The 17,492-nt window shown below is 34.8% G+C and carries 17 protein-coding genes and 1 tRNA gene; 9 read left to right on the top strand and 9 right to left on the bottom strand.

Annotated elements, in window-relative coordinates:
- Window positions 1-29 precede the first annotated feature (29 nt).
- Window positions 30-938: a hypothetical protein gene (locus CYAN10605_RS05555; protein WP_015218958.1), complete on the top strand. Its 909-nt coding sequence runs from the start codon at window positions 30-32 to the stop codon at window positions 936-938.
- Between the two features lie 263 nt (window positions 939-1,201).
- Window positions 1,202-1,804: an aminoacyl-tRNA hydrolase gene (gene pth / locus CYAN10605_RS05550; protein WP_015218957.1), complete on the top strand. Its 603-nt coding sequence runs from the start codon at window positions 1,202-1,204 to the stop codon at window positions 1,802-1,804.
- A 14-nt stretch (window positions 1,805-1,818) separates the two neighbouring features.
- Here the strand turns inward: pth and CYAN10605_RS05545 are convergent, their stop codons facing one another.
- Together CYAN10605_RS05545 and CYAN10605_RS05540 are read right to left on the bottom strand one after the other, a co-directional pair.
- Entirely contained in the window at window positions 1,819-2,187 is a 369-nt protein-coding gene (locus CYAN10605_RS05545) for a hypothetical protein (RefSeq protein ID WP_015218956.1), read from the bottom strand.
- An 18-nt stretch (window positions 2,188-2,205) separates the two neighbouring features.
- Complete coding sequence (locus CYAN10605_RS05540) at window positions 2,206-2,790, bottom strand: Uma2 family endonuclease (RefSeq protein WP_015218955.1); 585 nt, start codon at window positions 2,788-2,790, stop codon at window positions 2,206-2,208.
- Window positions 2,791-3,265: 475 nt separating this feature from the next.
- On the opposite strand from CYAN10605_RS05540, the gene clpB reads away from it, so the two are divergent.
- Window positions 3,266-5,887: an ATP-dependent chaperone ClpB gene (clpB, locus tag CYAN10605_RS05535; RefSeq protein WP_015218954.1), complete on the top strand. Its 2,622-nt coding sequence runs from the start codon at window positions 3,266-3,268 to the stop codon at window positions 5,885-5,887.
- A gap of 180 nt (window positions 5,888-6,067) precedes the next feature.
- On the opposite strand, the gene CYAN10605_RS05530 is transcribed toward clpB, so the two are convergent.
- On the bottom strand, window positions 6,068-6,643 hold the full coding sequence (locus CYAN10605_RS05530) for a Uma2 family endonuclease (RefSeq protein ID WP_015218952.1): 576 nt from the start codon (window positions 6,641-6,643) through the stop codon (window positions 6,068-6,070).
- A gap of 207 nt (window positions 6,644-6,850) precedes the next feature.
- Between CYAN10605_RS05530 and CYAN10605_RS05525 the strand changes: the two genes are divergently transcribed.
- Window positions 6,851-7,759 carry a PhzF family phenazine biosynthesis protein gene (locus CYAN10605_RS05525; RefSeq protein WP_015218951.1) on the top strand — a complete coding sequence of 303 codons (909 nt, stop codon included), beginning with the start codon at window positions 6,851-6,853 and terminating at the stop codon, window positions 7,757-7,759.
- A gap of 30 nt (window positions 7,760-7,789) precedes the next feature.
- On the top strand, window positions 7,790-8,518 hold the full coding sequence (locus tag CYAN10605_RS05520; RefSeq protein WP_015218950.1) for a Bax inhibitor-1/YccA family protein: 729 nt from the start codon (window positions 7,790-7,792) through the stop codon (window positions 8,516-8,518).
- Between the two features lie 159 nt (window positions 8,519-8,677).
- Here the strand turns inward: CYAN10605_RS05520 and rpmA are convergent, their stop codons facing one another.
- The 5 genes from rpmA to CYAN10605_RS05495 form a co-directional block, all read right to left on the bottom strand.
- Window positions 8,678-8,932 carry a 50S ribosomal protein L27 gene (gene rpmA / locus CYAN10605_RS05515; RefSeq protein WP_015218949.1) on the bottom strand — a complete coding sequence of 85 codons (255 nt, stop codon included), beginning with the start codon at window positions 8,930-8,932 and terminating at the stop codon, window positions 8,678-8,680.
- Between the two features lie 65 nt (window positions 8,933-8,997).
- Window positions 8,998-9,381 (bottom strand): 50S ribosomal protein L21, encoded by a 384-nt coding sequence (gene rplU / locus CYAN10605_RS05510; RefSeq protein ID WP_015218948.1) that lies wholly within the window; start codon window positions 9,379-9,381, stop codon window positions 8,998-9,000.
- 183 nt (window positions 9,382-9,564) lie between these two features.
- A complete protein-coding gene (locus tag CYAN10605_RS05505) occupies window positions 9,565-10,779 on the bottom strand; it encodes a type II secretion system F family protein (RefSeq protein WP_015218947.1) in 1,215 nt (404 codons plus the stop codon).
- A gap of 31 nt (window positions 10,780-10,810) precedes the next feature.
- Window positions 10,811-11,923 (bottom strand): type IV pilus twitching motility protein PilT, encoded by a 1,113-nt coding sequence (locus CYAN10605_RS05500; protein WP_015218946.1) that lies wholly within the window; start codon window positions 11,921-11,923, stop codon window positions 10,811-10,813.
- Window positions 11,924-12,107: 184 nt separating this feature from the next.
- Window positions 12,108-12,179 (bottom strand) — tRNA-Cys (locus CYAN10605_RS05495).
- Window positions 12,180-12,233: 54 nt separating this feature from the next.
- Here CYAN10605_RS05495 and CYAN10605_RS05490 point away from each other — a divergent pair.
- Together CYAN10605_RS05490 and CYAN10605_RS05485 are read left to right on the top strand one after the other, a co-directional pair.
- Complete coding sequence (locus tag CYAN10605_RS05490; RefSeq protein WP_015218945.1) at window positions 12,234-12,704, top strand: CYTH domain-containing protein; 471 nt, start codon at window positions 12,234-12,236, stop codon at window positions 12,702-12,704.
- A gap of 234 nt (window positions 12,705-12,938) precedes the next feature.
- The gene (locus CYAN10605_RS05485; protein ID WP_015218944.1) at window positions 12,939-13,766 is read left to right on the top strand and encodes an urease accessory protein UreD; all 828 of its coding nucleotides are present in this window, start codon (window positions 12,939-12,941) and stop codon (window positions 13,764-13,766) included.
- A 252-nt stretch (window positions 13,767-14,018) separates the two neighbouring features.
- Here the strand turns inward: CYAN10605_RS05485 and CYAN10605_RS05480 are convergent, their stop codons facing one another.
- Window positions 14,019-14,378: a DUF3593 domain-containing protein gene (locus CYAN10605_RS05480; protein ID WP_015218943.1), complete on the bottom strand. Its 360-nt coding sequence runs from the start codon at window positions 14,376-14,378 to the stop codon at window positions 14,019-14,021.
- A 934-nt stretch (window positions 14,379-15,312) separates the two neighbouring features.
- Between CYAN10605_RS05480 and CYAN10605_RS05475 the strand changes: the two genes are divergently transcribed.
- Window positions 15,313-16,593, top strand: a complete 1,281-nt coding sequence (locus CYAN10605_RS05475) for a Glu/Leu/Phe/Val family dehydrogenase (protein WP_015218942.1) — start codon at window positions 15,313-15,315, stop codon at window positions 16,591-16,593.
- A gap of 248 nt (window positions 16,594-16,841) precedes the next feature.
- Entirely contained in the window at window positions 16,842-17,489 is a 648-nt protein-coding gene (locus CYAN10605_RS05470; protein ID WP_015218941.1) for a phosphorylase family protein, read from the top strand.
- Window positions 17,490-17,492 lie beyond the last annotated feature (3 nt).

Genomic DNA, 17,492 nt, shown 5'->3' with positions numbered 1-17,492 from the left:
TCTGATTGAAATAGATTGCAAATGAAATAATGACTAGATCAATTAAACAATTAAGAAATGATTTGGGCATTTTAAATGTTAAAATCAAGGATTTAGCGACAGAATTACAAAGTTTATATCAAGATTATTTTCCTCAGTTAATTGCAGTTGTTAAACGTCAGTTAATTTTAGCCACTTATCAAGTTTGCACTCAAAAATATCCCTCCGCTTTTTTAGCTTTAAGTTATCAGGATAAAGTTAATTTACAGAAACATATTAAAGATTTACATTCATTTTTTCCTAAAGATTTATATGGGAAAATTTCTGAGATAGAAATAATAGATAATATTTTTTTACACAATTTAAAGAGTCGTATCTTAGCATCTGTTCCTTATCAAAATGATGTTACTTTATTAACTGAATCAAAAGAAAATGAAACAGAAACTTTTGATAAAGATAATATTTTAGAAGGTAATCATCAAAATGATAGTCTCTTAAAAGATGATAATTTATTAGAAATTTGTCCTGAAAATCTTATTCAGTTACAGGTGGAAGTAGATGATGCGATCGAAGAGTGTTTGATAAAATTATCTCATCAGGTAAATAAGTATTTACAGGAAATTGGAATCTTGCCTAAAAACATTCCTGCTAAAATTTTAGAAGTTGCCCTACAAGCGGAAGAAAATACATCTTTAATTAGTGGTGCGCCAAATCTGTTAAGTCTTTTGATTGAAAAAGATGATAAATCAGAGGATGTGAATATTACCCCTGTTGTGGCATTATGTTTAAGAATTAATGAAATTGAATTTAATGATCCTTTATTAAATCAGAATCGGCAAAAAATTAGTAGAATTTTTCAAAGTTTAAATAACCTTGATGATGAGTACCAAAATAAATATCAACAGTATCAAATTGCCTTAGCAGAATCCGCTTGGAGATCGAGTTGGATTGATGATTAAATAGGGAAATAAAATAGGTTCTCTTACTTTAAGTATGTAAATTATTGCTTAGGAAAAGGTGTCAGGTGAAATAAAAACTGTTAATTAATAAAAAATTTGTTTTTGTCATATTTTATCTCATATTTTATAAACTTTTCTAAAATTTGATCATGACTACTGTAGAAAAGCCATAAAATAATTAATGATTTAAGATAAAAAATCAGTAGATTAGCTTACGAAAATTATTCATATAATTCATAGATTATAGTTTAAAATTTTAGACCATGAATGAAAAAAAATTGGTTATTCCCGAAGTTATTATTGGTTTAGGAAATCCTGAAAAAAAATACGAACAAACTAGGCATAATATCGGCTTTGAAGTAGTGGATTTTTTAGCGGATAAATGGGGGGGAAGTTTGCAAAAAAATACGAAATTTAATGCTTTATTTTGTGAAGTTGTTACTCCCAATCGGCAGAAAATTAAGCTAGTTAAACCTTTAACTTATATGAATAAATCGGGGCAGTCGGTGAGGGCGGTTTTAGACTGGTATAAGCTGACTAGAGAATCCATTTTAGTGGTTTATGATGATATGGATTTGGAGTTTGGTAGAATTAGATTGCGTTTATCTGGTTCTGCAGGAGGGCATAATGGGATGAAATCGATTATTTCTCATGTAGGAGGTCAGGATTTTCCTCGTTTTCGCATTGGTATTGGAAAATCTGGTCATAAAGACGCTACTATTGGTCATGTTTTAGGCAAGTTTTCCGCCGAAGAAAGAAAGGAAATGAATAGTTTAATGTTGTTAGTATATGATGCGATCGCATCTAGTTTAACAGATGGTGTTGAAAAAACTATGAGTCTTTATAATAAAAAATCAATTATTTAACTAAAAGCAAAATACTAATTAGAATTTAACAAAAATCTTTGGATTGTGTATTTTAAAGCAGTAATCCATATAAATAATAAGCACACAAACCATAGCTGTATCAGAATAATTTTAAACCAATTCTTGCTTGAATTTTGTAATAAAGCAATCCAAAACTGTGGGCTAGAAACTACAATAGAAAAAAGAATAAAAAAGATTGCAGAAATTAACATTAAAAATGTAATAATAGCAGGAATTTCTATCTTATCTTTAGAAGATATTAAAGTAAGATTTATAGGGATATAAATCTCTATCAATGCCATAAATAAACTACCATGATGATCTCCAACTACTCTTACTTGAAATTGAGAAAGTTTTAACAAAATTTGATAGATAATTTCCATCAGTTGCTATCGACAATTTTAAATACTTTCAACAAAATTAACCCCTTCATAAATATCAGAAAAAGATAGTTCAAAATCAATTTTACCTAATTTTAACACCTGATTTTCTCCTAAATACTCCTTAAATTTCCATTCTCCTTCAGATTCTTTGATAAATTGTTCCACAGAAAAACTATACTGATCTATTAATATATATTCTTGAAAAGATTTAATAGAACGATAGCTTTTAAATTTCTCTCCCTTATCATAATTTTCCGTTGAATTTGATAAAACTTCAATAATTATGAGGGGATTTGTGATGGTTGTTTGTTTATCCCCTTCATAGATTGGTTGATCTTGAATAATCATAATATCAGGGTAAGTATAACGTCTCTGGAGAGGAATAGAAAGACGCACATCATTGATATAAATATCGTAATTTTGTCTTCTGAAAGCAGATTTAAAATAAAAATAAAAATTACCTGCTATTTTGTTGTGATTAGTTGTGCCTCCTGTCATGGGGATAATTTCTCCATCATGGTATTCGCTTTTATATTCGGCGGTTTCTTCTAACTCAAAATATTCTTCTACCGAGTAACAAGTTTTTTCTAGTTGAGCAATCATGGTTTTTTCTTATTGATAGCTGTTACGTCATTATAGATTAATTTTCCGCTTATGCTTTATTTCTTATGATGTCTATTTCTTCAAAAATCCCTAACTCAATAGGTGATTTAATCCCCACTAAATTAGTAGAGTATTCCCAACTAAGATAATATTTATATTGTTTTATAATCATGTTTAGATAACTGAATAATATAATTGTTGTAATTTTACTTATTAAATAAACCTCAGTTCGGTTTAAGAATATCCAACAAGGTTAGGTGTCAGGTTGCAGGTTGCAGGTTGCAGGTGGTAGGGGTTTTTAGCAAGGGGCTTAAGCCCCTTGTTTAAGTCAGTTCGGATTAAGGCAATTTTATCGTTGTTTCTAAGAAGCTATAAGGTTTTCTGACTAGGAGAAAATAATGCTTTCAGCTTATCCCGAACTCAGGTTAAATAAACAAGCTATTTTTATCATTATTCTTATTAGGAAATAAAAAAAATGCAACCAACAAATCCACAACAATTTACAGAAAAAGCATGGGAGGCAATAGTCAAAACTCCCGACATTGCCAAACAAAGTCAACACCAGCAAATTGAGTCAGAGCATCTGTTAAAATCTCTTTTAGAACAACAGGGATTAGCTACAAGTATCTTTAATAAAGCTGATATTAGTTTAACTCGTTTGCGCGATCGCACCGATGAATTTATCAATCGTCAACCGAAGGTTAAAAACGTTTCTGACTCGGTATATTTAGGAAAAAGCCTTGATACTCTTTTAGATAGGGCAGAAAAATACCGCAAAGAATTTGAAGATGATTTCATTTCCATTGAACATATTATCTTAGGTTATGCCCAAGACGAACGTTTTGGGAAAAATTTATTAAGAGAATTTAATCTCGATGAAAATCAACTAAAAACTATCATTAAAGAAATTAGAGGAAGCCAGAAAGTGACCGATCAAAATCCTGAAGGAAAATACGAATCTTTGACTAAATATGGTCGAGATTTAACAGAATTGGCAAGACAAGGGAAGTTAGATCCCGTTATCGGTAGAGATGATGAAGTCCGTCGTACTATTCAAATTCTGTCCCGTCGCACGAAAAATAACCCTGTGTTAATTGGTGAGCCGGGGGTAGGAAAAACTGCGATTGTAGAAGGATTAGCCCAACGTATTATAAACCGAGATGTACCCGAATCATTGCTCGATCGCACTCTTATTGCCTTAGACATGGGTGCATTGATTGCAGGGGCGAAATATCGAGGAGAATTTGAAGAAAGACTCAAAGCCGTCTTGAAAGAAGTTACCGAATCCGAGGGTAATATCATCCTTTTTATCGATGAGATACATACCGTTGTCGGTGCAGGAGCGACTCAAGGGGCAATGGATGCAGGAAACCTCTTAAAACCGATGTTAGCAAGGGGAGAATTACGTTGTATCGGGGCGACAACTCTCGATGAATACCGTAAATATATTGAGAAAGATGCAGCACTAGAAAGACGTTTTCAATCGGTATATGTAGGCGAACCTAATGTCATTGATACTATCTCTATTTTAAGGGGATTAAAAGAACGTTATGAAGTACATCATGGGGTTAAAATTGCTGACAATGCCCTCGTAGCGGCGGCAATGTTGTCGAATCGCTATATTACAGATCGCTTTTTGCCAGATAAAGCCATTGATTTAGTGGATGAATCGGCGGCAAAGTTGAAAATGGAAATAACTTCTAAACCCGAAGAATTGGACGAAGTCGATCGCAAAATCCTCCAATTAGAGATGGAAAGATTATCATTGAAAAAAGAAGATGATCCTGCATCAAAAGAGAGATTAGCAAAGCTAGAGCAAGAATTAGGAAATTTGAAAGAGCAACAATCAGCTTTTAATGCTCAATGGCAGTCTGAAAAGGATATTATCGATGAAATTCGCAATTTACGGGAATCGATAGAAAGAGTTAATGTGGAAATTCAACAGGCGGAAAGAGATTATGATTATAATAAAGCCGCCGAGTTGCGTTACGGCAAATTAAACGATTTACAACAGCAAATCAAAGATAAAGAAACTGCCCTAGCAGAAAAACAAACTACAGGTAAATCCCTCTTGCGGGAAGAAGTGGAAGAATCAGACATTGCGGAAATTATCTCAAAATGGACTGGTATTCCCATTAGTAAATTAGTTGAATCAGAAAAAGAAAAATTATTGCACCTTGAATCTCAACTTCATGAGCGAGTAATTGGGCAAGATGAAGCAGTTATCGCTGTTTCTGAGGCTATACAACGCTCTCGTGCTGGTTTAAGCGATCCTAATCGCCCTACCGCTAGTTTTATCTTTTTAGGTCCTACGGGTGTCGGTAAAACGGAATTAGCGAAGGCTTTAGCTGGTATTCTCTTTGACACTGAAGAGGCGATCGTGCGTATTGATATGTCTGAATATATGGAGAAACACACTGTTTCCCGTTTAATGGGAGCGCCTCCGGGGTATGTAGGTTATGAAGAAGGAGGGCAATTAACCGAAGCCATTCGCCGTCGCCCTTACTCGGTGGTATTATTTGATGAAATTGAAAAAGCCCATCCTGATGTGTTTAACGTCATGTTGCAGATTCTTGATGATGGCAGATTGACGGATTCTCAGGGACGCACTGTGGACTTTTCTAATACCATTATTATCATGACCTCCAATATTGGATCGCAATTTATCCTTGATGTGTCAGGGGATGATAGTAAATATGAACAGATGCGTAGCCGAGTAATGGATGCGATGAGAGCGAATTTCCGTCCAGAATTCCTTAACCGTATTGATGAAATTATCATCTTCCATAGTTTGGAAAAATCCCAGCTACGTCATATCGTTAAATTGCAAGTTGCCCGTTTAGAAACTCGTTTAGCAGAACAAAAATTATCTCTCTCTTTATCTGAATCTGCTTTAGACTTCCTTGCAGAAATTGGCTATGATCCTGTTTATGGTGCTAGACCTCTCAAACGTGCAGTACAAAAATACTTGGAAACTGCGATCGCAAAATCTATATTAAAAGGTGAATTTAAAGACGGAGACACCATTTTTGTGGATGTAGAAGACGAGAGATTGAGTTTAAAGCGTTTGCCTGATGACTTATTAATTAAATCTTAATTGATGGGGTGGGTGTTACTCACCCTACTTTTTTATCGGGGTGTATAATAGCGTAGTTGTATCATGTTTATCACGTTTATCATCAACAATTATAATAGTAAAGGTTATATTTTGATGTAAAAAAAATGTTGCCTGTTGCCGATTTTCACTTAAATCAAGTTATTATCTTCCAAAATACATTTAAAACTTTAACCAACCAAAAATATCTCCTAAAGTTAAGCTAAAATCAGCCATAAAATCAGGCATAGGTAAAACATCGCTATCTAATTCGAAATAAGACACTTTTTGTAGAGAATAGACAAAGATAATTTTTTCTTCAGGATCAATTATCCATGCTAATTGACAACCAGATTCGAGACAACGTAAGATTTTTTTTATGATAAGTGTTTGACTTTGATCAGGAGAAAGAATTTCGATCATCCAATCAGGAGGAATAGAAATCGTGTTAGTAAGTTCGCCATTTTCATCTTTAGGGATGTGATTATAAGTTAAAACCACAATGTCTGGCACGATGGATTTATCGTTAAAAGTACATCGTAATTCAGGAAAAGCTAAAGCTATTTTGGATTCTTCTACTACATCGTTAATAACTTTAGTTAATTTACCTTGAATACGGCTATGTTTTGCTTGGGGCATGGGTTTTTGTGTAATTTTATTATCAAAATATTCTCGGACGGGTTTTGTTTCTGGAAGTTGTAGAAATTCCTCTAAACTTATAGTTTGATTGGTAGTTTTATTCGTGATTAATGTCACCATGGAAATATATCCCCCTCGAATGAATTTACTTCTTTTCATTCAATCATATAGCTATGCTAAATAAGTTGTTGAATGAGTATCAATAAATCCTAATTGAGATAGTAAGTATTGCCCCACTGACTTTCAGAGTTCTATAGTTTGTAGTAATGGCTTTAGCCATAAAAAATTTAAAAATCAGACCTGTTATTAATTACCATAAATTTCTGAATGAAATATCAGTTTTATACCTTAGACGTTTTTACAAATCAACCTTTTGCGGGTAATCAATTGGCGGTTTTCCCCCATAGCGAAGGTTTATCTTCCGACATAATGAGAAAAATAGCCGTTGAGTTTAATTTTTCAGAAACAGTTTTTGTCTTTCCTGCCTCTAATTCTCAGGCAGACTATCAAGTCAGAATCTTTACCCCAGGTGGAGAAATACCCTTTGCTGGACATCCAACCATTGGTACAGCTTTCCTATTAGCTCATTTGGGCATGGTTACTCTCAAATCTTCTGCAACACAAATTATTCTTGAGGAAAAAGTTGGTCTTGTACCCGTTAATATTTATACGGACAATGGTATCGTTAAATCATCAGAATTAACTGCTCCTAATCCTCCCGAATTTTTCCATAATATTCCTTCAAAAAAAGCCTTAGCAGAGGTTTTATCATTATCTGAGACAGACTTACATTCTGATTTTAGTCCTCAAGCTGTTTCCTGCGGTTTACCTTTTATGATTATTCCTCTAAATAGTCAGAAAGCGTTATCAGAAGCAAAAATAAATTTATCTCATTGGGAAAAAACCCTAAGAAATACTCTTTTCCCTCATGTTTACCCTTGCTACCCTGTCAGTAAAAATCTTTGGCGAGTGAGAATGTTTGCCCCTGCTTTGAATATAATAGAAGACCCCGCCACAGGCTCGGCGGCAACGGCTTTTGCGGCTTATTTAGTTCAATCTCAACAGGAAACTGATGGTAGTTGGCAGTGGTTAATTGAACAAGGTATCGAAATCGGAAGAAATAGTAAAATTACGGCGATCGCTACTAAACAAAAGGGCATAATAAAAGATATAAAGGTAAAAGGAGAGTGTGTAATTATTACAGAAGGTTATCTCCACTTGAAAGAAAAAATATAAAATTAACGAATTATTAAATAGAGAGAATTTATGGCAACAACCAGTAACTTTAGAAATGCAATCAAAAAGGCTCAAGGTCAAGCCCTTGTAGGACCTAATGTTATCAATAAAGCCTTACCTTATCTAGGTGGAGGTTTAGTTTTAACCGCAGTAGGTGTTTATGGCGGTTTAGGAGTAATTCAATCCAACCCCGGTATATTCATGCCTACCTTTTTTGGGGCAATGATTGCCGAGTTAGTTTTATTTTTCGTAGTTAGAGGCATCGCAGAAAGGGCAGATAATGGCACCGCCTTACCTCTTTTAGCTGTCTATAGTCTTCTTTCAGGATATACCCTCAGTGGTATTGTTTTTGTTGCTTTAGGTACAGCAGGAGTAGGACTTCAAGGAGTGGGCATTGCCGCCTTGGGATGTGGTGTAACTTTTGTGATTGCCCGAAATGTTGGTTCTAACTTAGGTGAAGAGGATGGATTAGCCCTAACTAAAACAGTACAGCTTGGTATTATGGGATTATTCGTCGTAATTCTGTTGCAAGTTGTATTGGGATTTTTTGGTGTTTTTACTCCTAGTTGGTTGGAAGTCGGTATTTCTGGTTTAGGAGTGTTGCTTTTTGCGGGAGCGTCTGTAGTTGACTTTTATCTTCTCCCTCGCGCTTATCGGGATGAGCAATACTTATGTGCCGCCCTTTCTATGTATCTCACTTATATCAACTTATTTATCTTTATTTTACGTTTATTAATTGCCATAAACGGCAGAGATTAATTTTCTGTTCTCATTTGTCGTATTTTTAGGAATAAGTTTTCTGGTTAGCAGTAAGTAAACAAACCAGTTAGAAATAAAAAAATAAGGGGCTTAAGCCCCTTTCCTTTACTTATTCTTAGTGGAAACTAAGTTTTAGTTAGTTCACACTCAATCGTAAATCTAAACAGGATAGACGCTTACTTTCTTACGACTGGTGGTTTTATTTTCAAATTTAACAACTCCTTCAATTAAGGCAAAAAGAGTATCATCTTTACCGATACCAACATTATTACCAGGATAAACTTTTGTCCCACGCTGACGCACTAAAATGCTTCCTGCGGTTACTGTTTCTCCACTATAACGTTTTACACCTAGACGCTTGGAATTAGAATCTCTTCCGTTTCTAGTACTACCAGTACCTTTCTTATGTGCCATTTTAAATACTCCTAAGCAAAATTTAAGGTTAAATAAGATTAAATATTTTTTTATTGTGCTTTATTTTAAGCCTCGATCGCAACTTCTGTTTCTACAGATTTAGATTCAGAGGTTTTTTCTGCAATTACATTGCCACCAATACGAATAGAATCGATCATTAAGCGTGTTAATTCTTGTCTATGACCTCTTTTTTTGCGAGTTTTCTTTTTGGGCTTCATTTTGTAGACCAAAACTTTTTTGCCCCGACGATGATCAATGATTGTACCGCTTACTGTCGCACTTTCCACGTAAGGTTGTCCTACATGAATATCATTGTCATGACTAACTAAAAGTACCTTATCGATGGATACTTCGGTTTCTGATTCTTGATTGATTCTGTCTATATCGTAAAATCTGCCTGGTTCAACTTTAAGTTGTTTTCCACAGATTTCAATTACTGCGTAAGTCATATTAATTTCCTTTATATACTGCCGTACAGGTAGCAGAGATTTTATTTAGTTCTGCTTTATAAATGCCCTTACCTGATCCGAACAGGTTGCAAGACACAGACTACCATTATACCATAATAAGATAATGAGTGTGTAGGTAGTTCTAACAATTACTAATTTCTAATTACTAACTCTTAATTGTTGTTATCCTAGTTGATCGAAAATAGAGAACATTGGCAAATACATCGATAAAAGAATTGTACCGACCATACCCGCAATTAAAACCATCATTAAAGGCTCGATGACGCTGGTTAATGCCTTAACTGCTTGTTCTACTTCATCTTCATAAAAATCTGCAACTTTCATCATCATTGCATCTAATTCCCCCGTTTCTTCACCAATCATCATCATTTGAATTGCCATAGAGGGAAAAACCTTTCTTTCCGAGATCGCAACACTTAACATACCTCCTTCTAAAATAGAATCTTTTGCAGCGCCAATGGCATTAGAAATTACTTTATTAGGGATAGTCTCTTGAGATATTTCTAAACATTGTAAGATGGGCACACCAGAACGGGTTAAAGTACCAAAAATACGACAAAAACGAGCAACAGCACTTTTTTCATTTAAGTCCCCAAAAATAGGAGCTTTAAGTGCGATCGTATCTATTTGTAAACGTCCAGCCGGAGTTTTATAATATTGACGGAAGGCAAAAACAACCCCAATAATCACACCCACGGGAATAATTGCTTTCCAGCTACGCAAAAAATCACTAAGAGTAACCATAAATTGAGTCAAAGCCGGCAATTCTGCACCCAATTGGTCGAAAATACCAGCAAATACAGGAATCAAGAAAATGGTCATACCCAAAAAAGCAATCACCGCAAAAATACCAACAGTGACAGGATAAGCCATTGCTGATTTAATTTGGTTTTGCAAACGAGCAACATCTTCGAGAAGTTTAGCAAGACGATTCATGACTTCGTCTAAAACCCCCCCTGTTTCTCCTGCTTCTACCATACTCACATATAGCCTATCAAAACAGTCGGGATGCTTTGCCATTGCTTCAGATAAATTAACCCCCTGTTGAACATCCTCTCCAATAGTAGTTAGAGCCTTCTTAAACTTAGGATTTCCTGATTGCTCTGCCAATACTGACAAAGAGCGAACAATTGCAACCCCCGCATTAACCAATACGGCAAATTGACGGGAAAAAATAGCCTTATCTTTAACAGAAACCTTACTTAATGCCGCTTCAATAGAAGCTAAATCAAAGTCCATTCCTGCTTTGCGAATTTTGCCCACTGCCGCATAACGTTTGCGAAGAATACGACGAGCTTCATCTTGAGAATTAGCAACAACCCTTTCCTCTAAAACATTTCCTGTTTTATCTTTAACTTGAACTATAAAAGTAGCCATGATTTAATCCTTCCTTTCATTCAAACAAATATTAACGACGTTTGCTAGGAGTAACCATCCCGCTATCCATAGAAGAACCTAATAAGCGTTTCAATTCATCTGGTTTACTGCTCTTGGCAAGGGCTTCTTCCACTGCAATTGTACCTGTTTTCACCAAATTTGCTAAAGCCTGTTCCATGGTTTGCATTCCTAATTTACCCCCTGTTTGAATCGCAGAATAAATTTGTGGGGCTTTTGCTTCTCTAATTAAGTTTGCGATCGCAGGTGTCACAATCATGATTTCTTGAGCCATTGCCCTACCAAATTCGCCCGGTTTGGGATTTTTCTTTTTAGCCAAAGTTTGAGCAAATACTGCCAATAAAGAGTTAGATAACATTGCTCTAATTTGGGCTTGTTCTGCCGAAGGAAATACATCAATAATACGATCAATTGTTCCCGCCGCAGAGCTAGTATGTAAAGTACCAAAGACAAGGTGTCCAGTTTCCGCCGCCGTAATCGCCAAGGAAATAGTTTCTAAGTCGCGCATCTCACCCACTAGAATAATATCTGGATCTTCCCTTAACGCCGCTTTTAAGGCATTGGCAAAACTTTTAGTATCTTCTCCTTTTTGACGTTGGTGAAATAGACTGTTAATATTGGGAAAAACATACTCGATCGGATCTTCTACTGTTAAGATGTGTTCTGCACGAGTGCGGTTAATTAAGTCCAACATTGCCGCTAAAGTAGTAGTTTTTCCAGAACCTGTCTGCCCCGTCACTAAAATCATACCCCTAGGGCGTTCGGACATCTCCTTGACAATATCTGGTAAGCCTAATTGATCAAAATTGGGAATTTTGGAAGATAAAGCCCTTAAACAAGCGGCATAACAACCCCTTTCCTTATAAACATTTACACGAAATCGAGCCAAGCCTTTTACCCCGTAGGAACAGTCTAACTCCCATTCTTGCTCTAATGTTTTACGTTGAGTATTATTGAGCATACTAAAAATTAATTTTTGGCACTCTTGAGCATTAAGGGGTTCATCTCCAATGGGGGTTAGTTTACCGCTAATACGGAAATAGACGGGGGCTCCTGCCTGAATGTGCATATCTGACCCCCCTAACTCTACTAACTGCTCCATCAAATCTTCAATCATTATCTCCATAATCGCCTTCTCCTTTACAATAAGTCCAAGTTTATTTTTCAATATAACCCAACAAACTTAGATTACTTATCATTTCTACACAACTATTAATAAAGAAAGAGTTAGAGGTTCAGGATGCAGGATTTGGAGTTCAAGGTTTAGAGGTTAGAACCTAAGAGTCTATAATAAAATAGTCTTACTTAAGAGGCGACGCCCAGATTCGAACTGGGGGATAAAGGTTTTGCAGACCTCTGCCTTACCACTTGGCTACGCCGCCCTGATTTTTGATACTTTGTTAGTATAACATTAATTTATTTTTCTTGGCAAGAAAATGGGTATCGAAATTGAGAGAAAATTTTTAGTTAACCTGGATAAGTGGTTTCCCCCTGACAATGGTTTGGTTTATCGGCAGGGATATATTTATACTATCAGTGGTAATACTGTGAGGGTTCGGATTGTTGGTGCGCAGGGTTATCTCACTCTTAAGGGTAAAACAAAAGGTCAGACGAGATCAGAATTTGAATATTCTATTCCTGTGGAAGAAGCTGAGGAAATGTTACAAACTTTGTGCGATCGCCCCTTTATTGAAAAAATACGCTATAAAATACTTGTAGGTAATTTAACTTGGGAAGTAGATGAATTTTTAGGGGAGAACAAAGGTTTGACAATGGCAGAAGTAGAATTGACCGAGGAAAATCAAGATATTATTCTCCCTGAATGGATAGGAGAGGAAGTAACTGACGATTTGCGTTACTATAACTCTTATCTAGTCAATAATCCTTTTTCACAATGGAGGACATAACAATTCTATTTGAGTTGTGTAAATTGTCTTATGGGAAAAGATAAGAGGGTAAGGGGCAAAAGTGAATAGTTGATAATTAAAAATATTACTCCGAACTCCAAACAATTTTTTAAGGGATAATTGCTATCAACTAAGCTAAGAGAGCAAGAAAAATACAATAATTAGAATAGAATAAATGGTATTTTTATTAGTATAAAAAATTCTTAATAATTTTTAGTAAATAGATATTAATTAATGAAACACTGGCAAGGAATAATAAATCTGGTATATGAACATCAAAAACAAGAAACGACAATAAAATCAGTATTTAGTCAAGCACCTTTTAAGTTTCAAAATTCTTTTTATCCTGAAGGGAAATCCGTTTGTCACAGTGTTATTTTACATACTGCTGGAGGAATAGCTGGAGATGATATTCTCTCGCAAAATATTTGTCTAGCAAATAGTTCTCAGGTTTTAATAACGACCCCTGCGGCAACAAAAATATATGGTTCTAAGGGAAAAAAAGCTATTCAAGAAGTAAAAATTAAGCTGGAAAAAAATGCTTATTTAGAATATTTACCACAAGAAATGATTGTTTTTAACAATGCTAATTTTGAGCAAAAAATGAGAGTTGATTTAGAAGATAATGCTAGTTGGTTAGGATGGGAAATAATTCGTTTCGGTAGAAGTGCAAGGGGGGAAATTTTTAGTGGGGGTAATTGGTTAAATTATTTAGAGATTTGGCGAGAAAACAAACCGATTTGGATTGATAGGCAATATTTTATGGGAAATAGTCCTTTATTTTACGCTTCCAATGGTTTAGGGGGAAATCCAGTGGTGGGTAATTTAGTTTATATAGGGTCAGAAAATATTGATCAATATATTTCCAATTTACGCCATTTGATAAAAGAAAAATATGACGAAAATATAGGAATAGGAATAACTGCTTTACAACAGGGGTTATTGTGTCGTTATATGGGTGATTCCGTCAGTGCCGCTAAAGAATACTTTACTCTTATTTGGCAATTTTTAAGAGACAAAAAGGGTTTAGATGGTACTTTTAAATCCAGAATATGGCAATGATAAAATAAAATTAATAGTCTTTTTTAAGAGTTAGTAAGAAGTGTAAATTAATAAGTTATTCTTAGCTTCATAAGCGGGATTTTTCAGATCTTTTACAGTAGTTATGATAATTTAATAAAAAGTAAGAGCTTCAAATTATTATCACAAAAGTAATTGATTAAAATTTTATCTTTTACTATTTAAAATCCCCTGTTGCCCCTCAGCCTAATTTAATCAATAATTTACATACTCGAAATAAGAGAGCCACTAATTTTACTGAGTATTGTTTTGATTTTCTGCGGTAATTACCATTTTACGAAATCCCAAAACCACGAAAATATTTGATAAAGTTAAGAAAAATTCTGCCCCTCCGTGTAACCAGTCAACATTAGCGAGAGTGGTATGATAATGATTTTCAGCATACAGCCCGGCAGGAATAGTAATAGCAACAAAAAGGAGAAGAAGATAAAAACCAATTAAAGCTAATTTGGGTACTTTTCCTGATTTAGTGAGAAACCATAAAAAGCCTAGATAAGGAAATAAGGATATAGCAAATAAGTTTTCTTTACTGAGAAGATTGTTTATGATGCTTTCCATGTTGGGAATAATTTGATATTTGACGACTCTCACCATTAAATCAAAGATTGTAATAGAAAATTCTGAACTGCAATTACTTGCAATTCTCCCCTCTCTTACGGGGGTTGTTATGCTGACTGGTACTTACCTTACTGGGTCGTATATCCATCTAGGAAACCTAGACACCATGACGATTCATGGTTAACCGCAACTTTCGAGGTGACCCCCTGTAGGTGGACGTTAACTCCACACAATCAATTATATCATAACGTTGACCCCTACTCGTTATTTAATGGGAATCTTACGTCAACGAGATAAATTTATTGGTTGAATTGATGCTAGATTTTTAGTTTACAGTATTTTGACAGTAACATCAGTTATTGAAATTGTTTTAATTTTTCTTTCTTTTGCAAATTTTTGTAATTCTTGGGACTTTTGATAAGCAGTTGTTTCAGGTTGAACTTTTTCCAAATCATTGGTAATAGCTTGTAGTTGACTAGCGATATAATTAGGCTGATTATTGTTACTTTTTAGTAGTGTTTCTACTCCTTTTTCTGCTTGATTTAAGTATTCTAAAGATTCTGTTTCTTTTGTCTCTTGGATTTTTATTTTTGCTAGATTAGTTGTATAGTTACTTAATAGTTTTTGGGTTTCTAAATAATCTGTATCTTCTAAAGGAATAGATTTTAAATAATAAAGGGATTGTTGCTATAAATTGCTACATTCTTGCCAAGTAATGGTTAAATGAGGGGGATTTTTACATAATTTCATGGCGGAAGTGGCAAACTCTTTGACTACAGCGATTTTAGTTAGAATGAGATCGCATCTTCTAATTGTACTTGAAACTTATTGGAAATTTATTTAATAGCTAGGTAATCTAATATAAAACAAAGCCCTTTACTTTAACATAACTGGGGAAATTTACTCCGAATTTACAACGAACTGGGGTTATTATAGATTTATCCATGTTAAATTTGGTAGATCTAAATTTATGTCCTCTCTATTTGCCGATGCAAGTCTCAGATTGGAAAAAGCCTTACAATATGTCACTATTTCTGAGGACGCAAGTGAAAGATTAAAGTATCCTAAAGCTAGTCTTAGTGTTTCTATTCCCGTGAGAATGGATGATGGTTCTTTAAAAATTTTTCAGGGTTATCGGGTTCGTTATGATGATACAAGAGGCCCGGGAAAAGGAGGTGTTCGTTATCATCCTTCTGTGTGTTTAGATGAAGTACAGTCTCTGGCTTTTTGGATGACGTTTAAGTGTGCCTTACTTAATTTACCTTTTGGAGGTGCGAAGGGAGGAATTACCGTTAATCCAAAATTATTATCTAAAGCTGAATTAGAAAGGTTAAGCAGAGGTTATATAGAGGCGATCGCAGATTTTATTGGGCCAGATGTGGATATTTTAGCCCCAGATGTTTACACCAATGAGATGATTATGGGGTGGATGATGGATCAATATAGTATTATTCGCCGTCGCATTTCCCCCGGGGTAGTGACAGGAAAACCTTTAACCATGGGAGGTTCTCAGGGAAGGGATACGGCCACAGCCACAGGGGCTTTTTACGTCATCAACAGCGTTTTACCTCAATTTAATCAAAAACCTGAAACAACAACGGTTGCAGTACAAGGATTTGGTAATGCAGGAGCGGAAATTGCCCATTTATTGGCTAAATCTGGTTATAAAGTGGTTGCGGTTAGCGATTCTCAGGGGGGGATTTATTCTCCTCACGGATTAGATATTTCTAGCATCAGAGAATACAAAAGAAAGCATCTTTCCATAAAAGGAGTCTATTGTCATAACACCGTTTGCAATATAGTTGAGCATGAAAACATTACGAATGAACAACTTTTAACCCTTGATGTGGATGTGTTGATTCCTGCGGCATTGGAAAAACAAATAACCGTAGAAAATGCTTCTGGAGTAAGGGCAAAATTTATTTTTGAAGTGGCAAATGGTCCGATTACTTCCGAGGCGGATAAGATACTAGAAGCAAAAGGTATTCATGTTTTCCCCGATATTCTGATTAATGCAGGAGGAGTTACAGTTAGTTATTTGGAGTGGGTACAAAATCGCAATGGCTTATATTGGACTTTAAAAGAGGTTCAAGAAAAATTAAAAGAAAAGATGATTGAGGAAGCAGAAGCAGTTTGGAAAATTCATCAAGAATTAGGGGTTTCTTTCCGCACTTGTGCTTACATTCATGGTTTAAATCGTTTAAATATGGCTATGTCCGCTAAAGGTACAAGGGATTACTATATGAGTTGAGAAAAATAAATCAGGTCTTTTACTCTTTGGCAATAGTTATGATAATTTAATATAAAATAAGGCTCTTCTACAGTAGCTATGATCAATTAATAAAAAATAATTGCCATAAGCTGTGTAAAACAAGAGATTAATAATAAAAAAAATTAATTGTTATAAGTTAATATTTATTATTTAACCGTCAAACCTGCCACCTGACATCTGACACCTTTTCCTAACCAATAATTTACATGACGAGCAGTAAGAGAGCCATGATTGATTATATTTTCGTGTGTGATGGAGAAGAGTTAAAAGCCCTTCAAAAAAGTTTGTTTTCATCTGATTTAAAGAGTAAAATTTTTCCTATTCCCATAGGAATTAATCCAGTTAATAATCTCTTAAAAAATAATCGAATCCCTAGAGAAAAATCCATTCTTTTAATCGGTTTGGGAGGAAGTTTATCCCCTAATTATTCAGTGGGAGATGTGGTTATTTATGAAAGTTGTTGTTATTTAGATGATGATAATTTAGTAACTAAAAATTGTGATTCACAGTTAAATAAGTATTTAAGAGATAGGTTAAATTGTCCTTTGGTAAAGGGATTAACTACTGACACATTAATTAGCCAATCCAGTCAAAAAAAGAGTCTGTTTCAAAAAACCAGTGCTTCTATCGTGGATATGGAAAGTTTTGCTCTTTTAAATTATTTCCAGTCGGTTTCGGTGATTAGGGTTGTTAGCGATAATTATGATGATGATTTACCTGACTTAAATTCAGCTATTACTTTTGATGGCAAATTGAATAACAGGAAAGTTGCGATCGCATTTTTAAAAGAACCTTGGAAGGCAGTAAAATTAATCAAAAATGCCCTCATTAGTTTACGAAAATTAAGTGCGATCGTACAAAGGCTCAAAAACTAAAAA

Origin of the sequence: Cyanobacterium aponinum PCC 10605 (genome assembly GCF_000317675.1) — a bacterium.
GTDB lineage: Bacteria > Cyanobacteriota > Cyanobacteriia > Cyanobacteriales > Cyanobacteriaceae > PCC-10605.
This window is presented reverse-complemented; position numbering and strand designations above follow the sequence as displayed.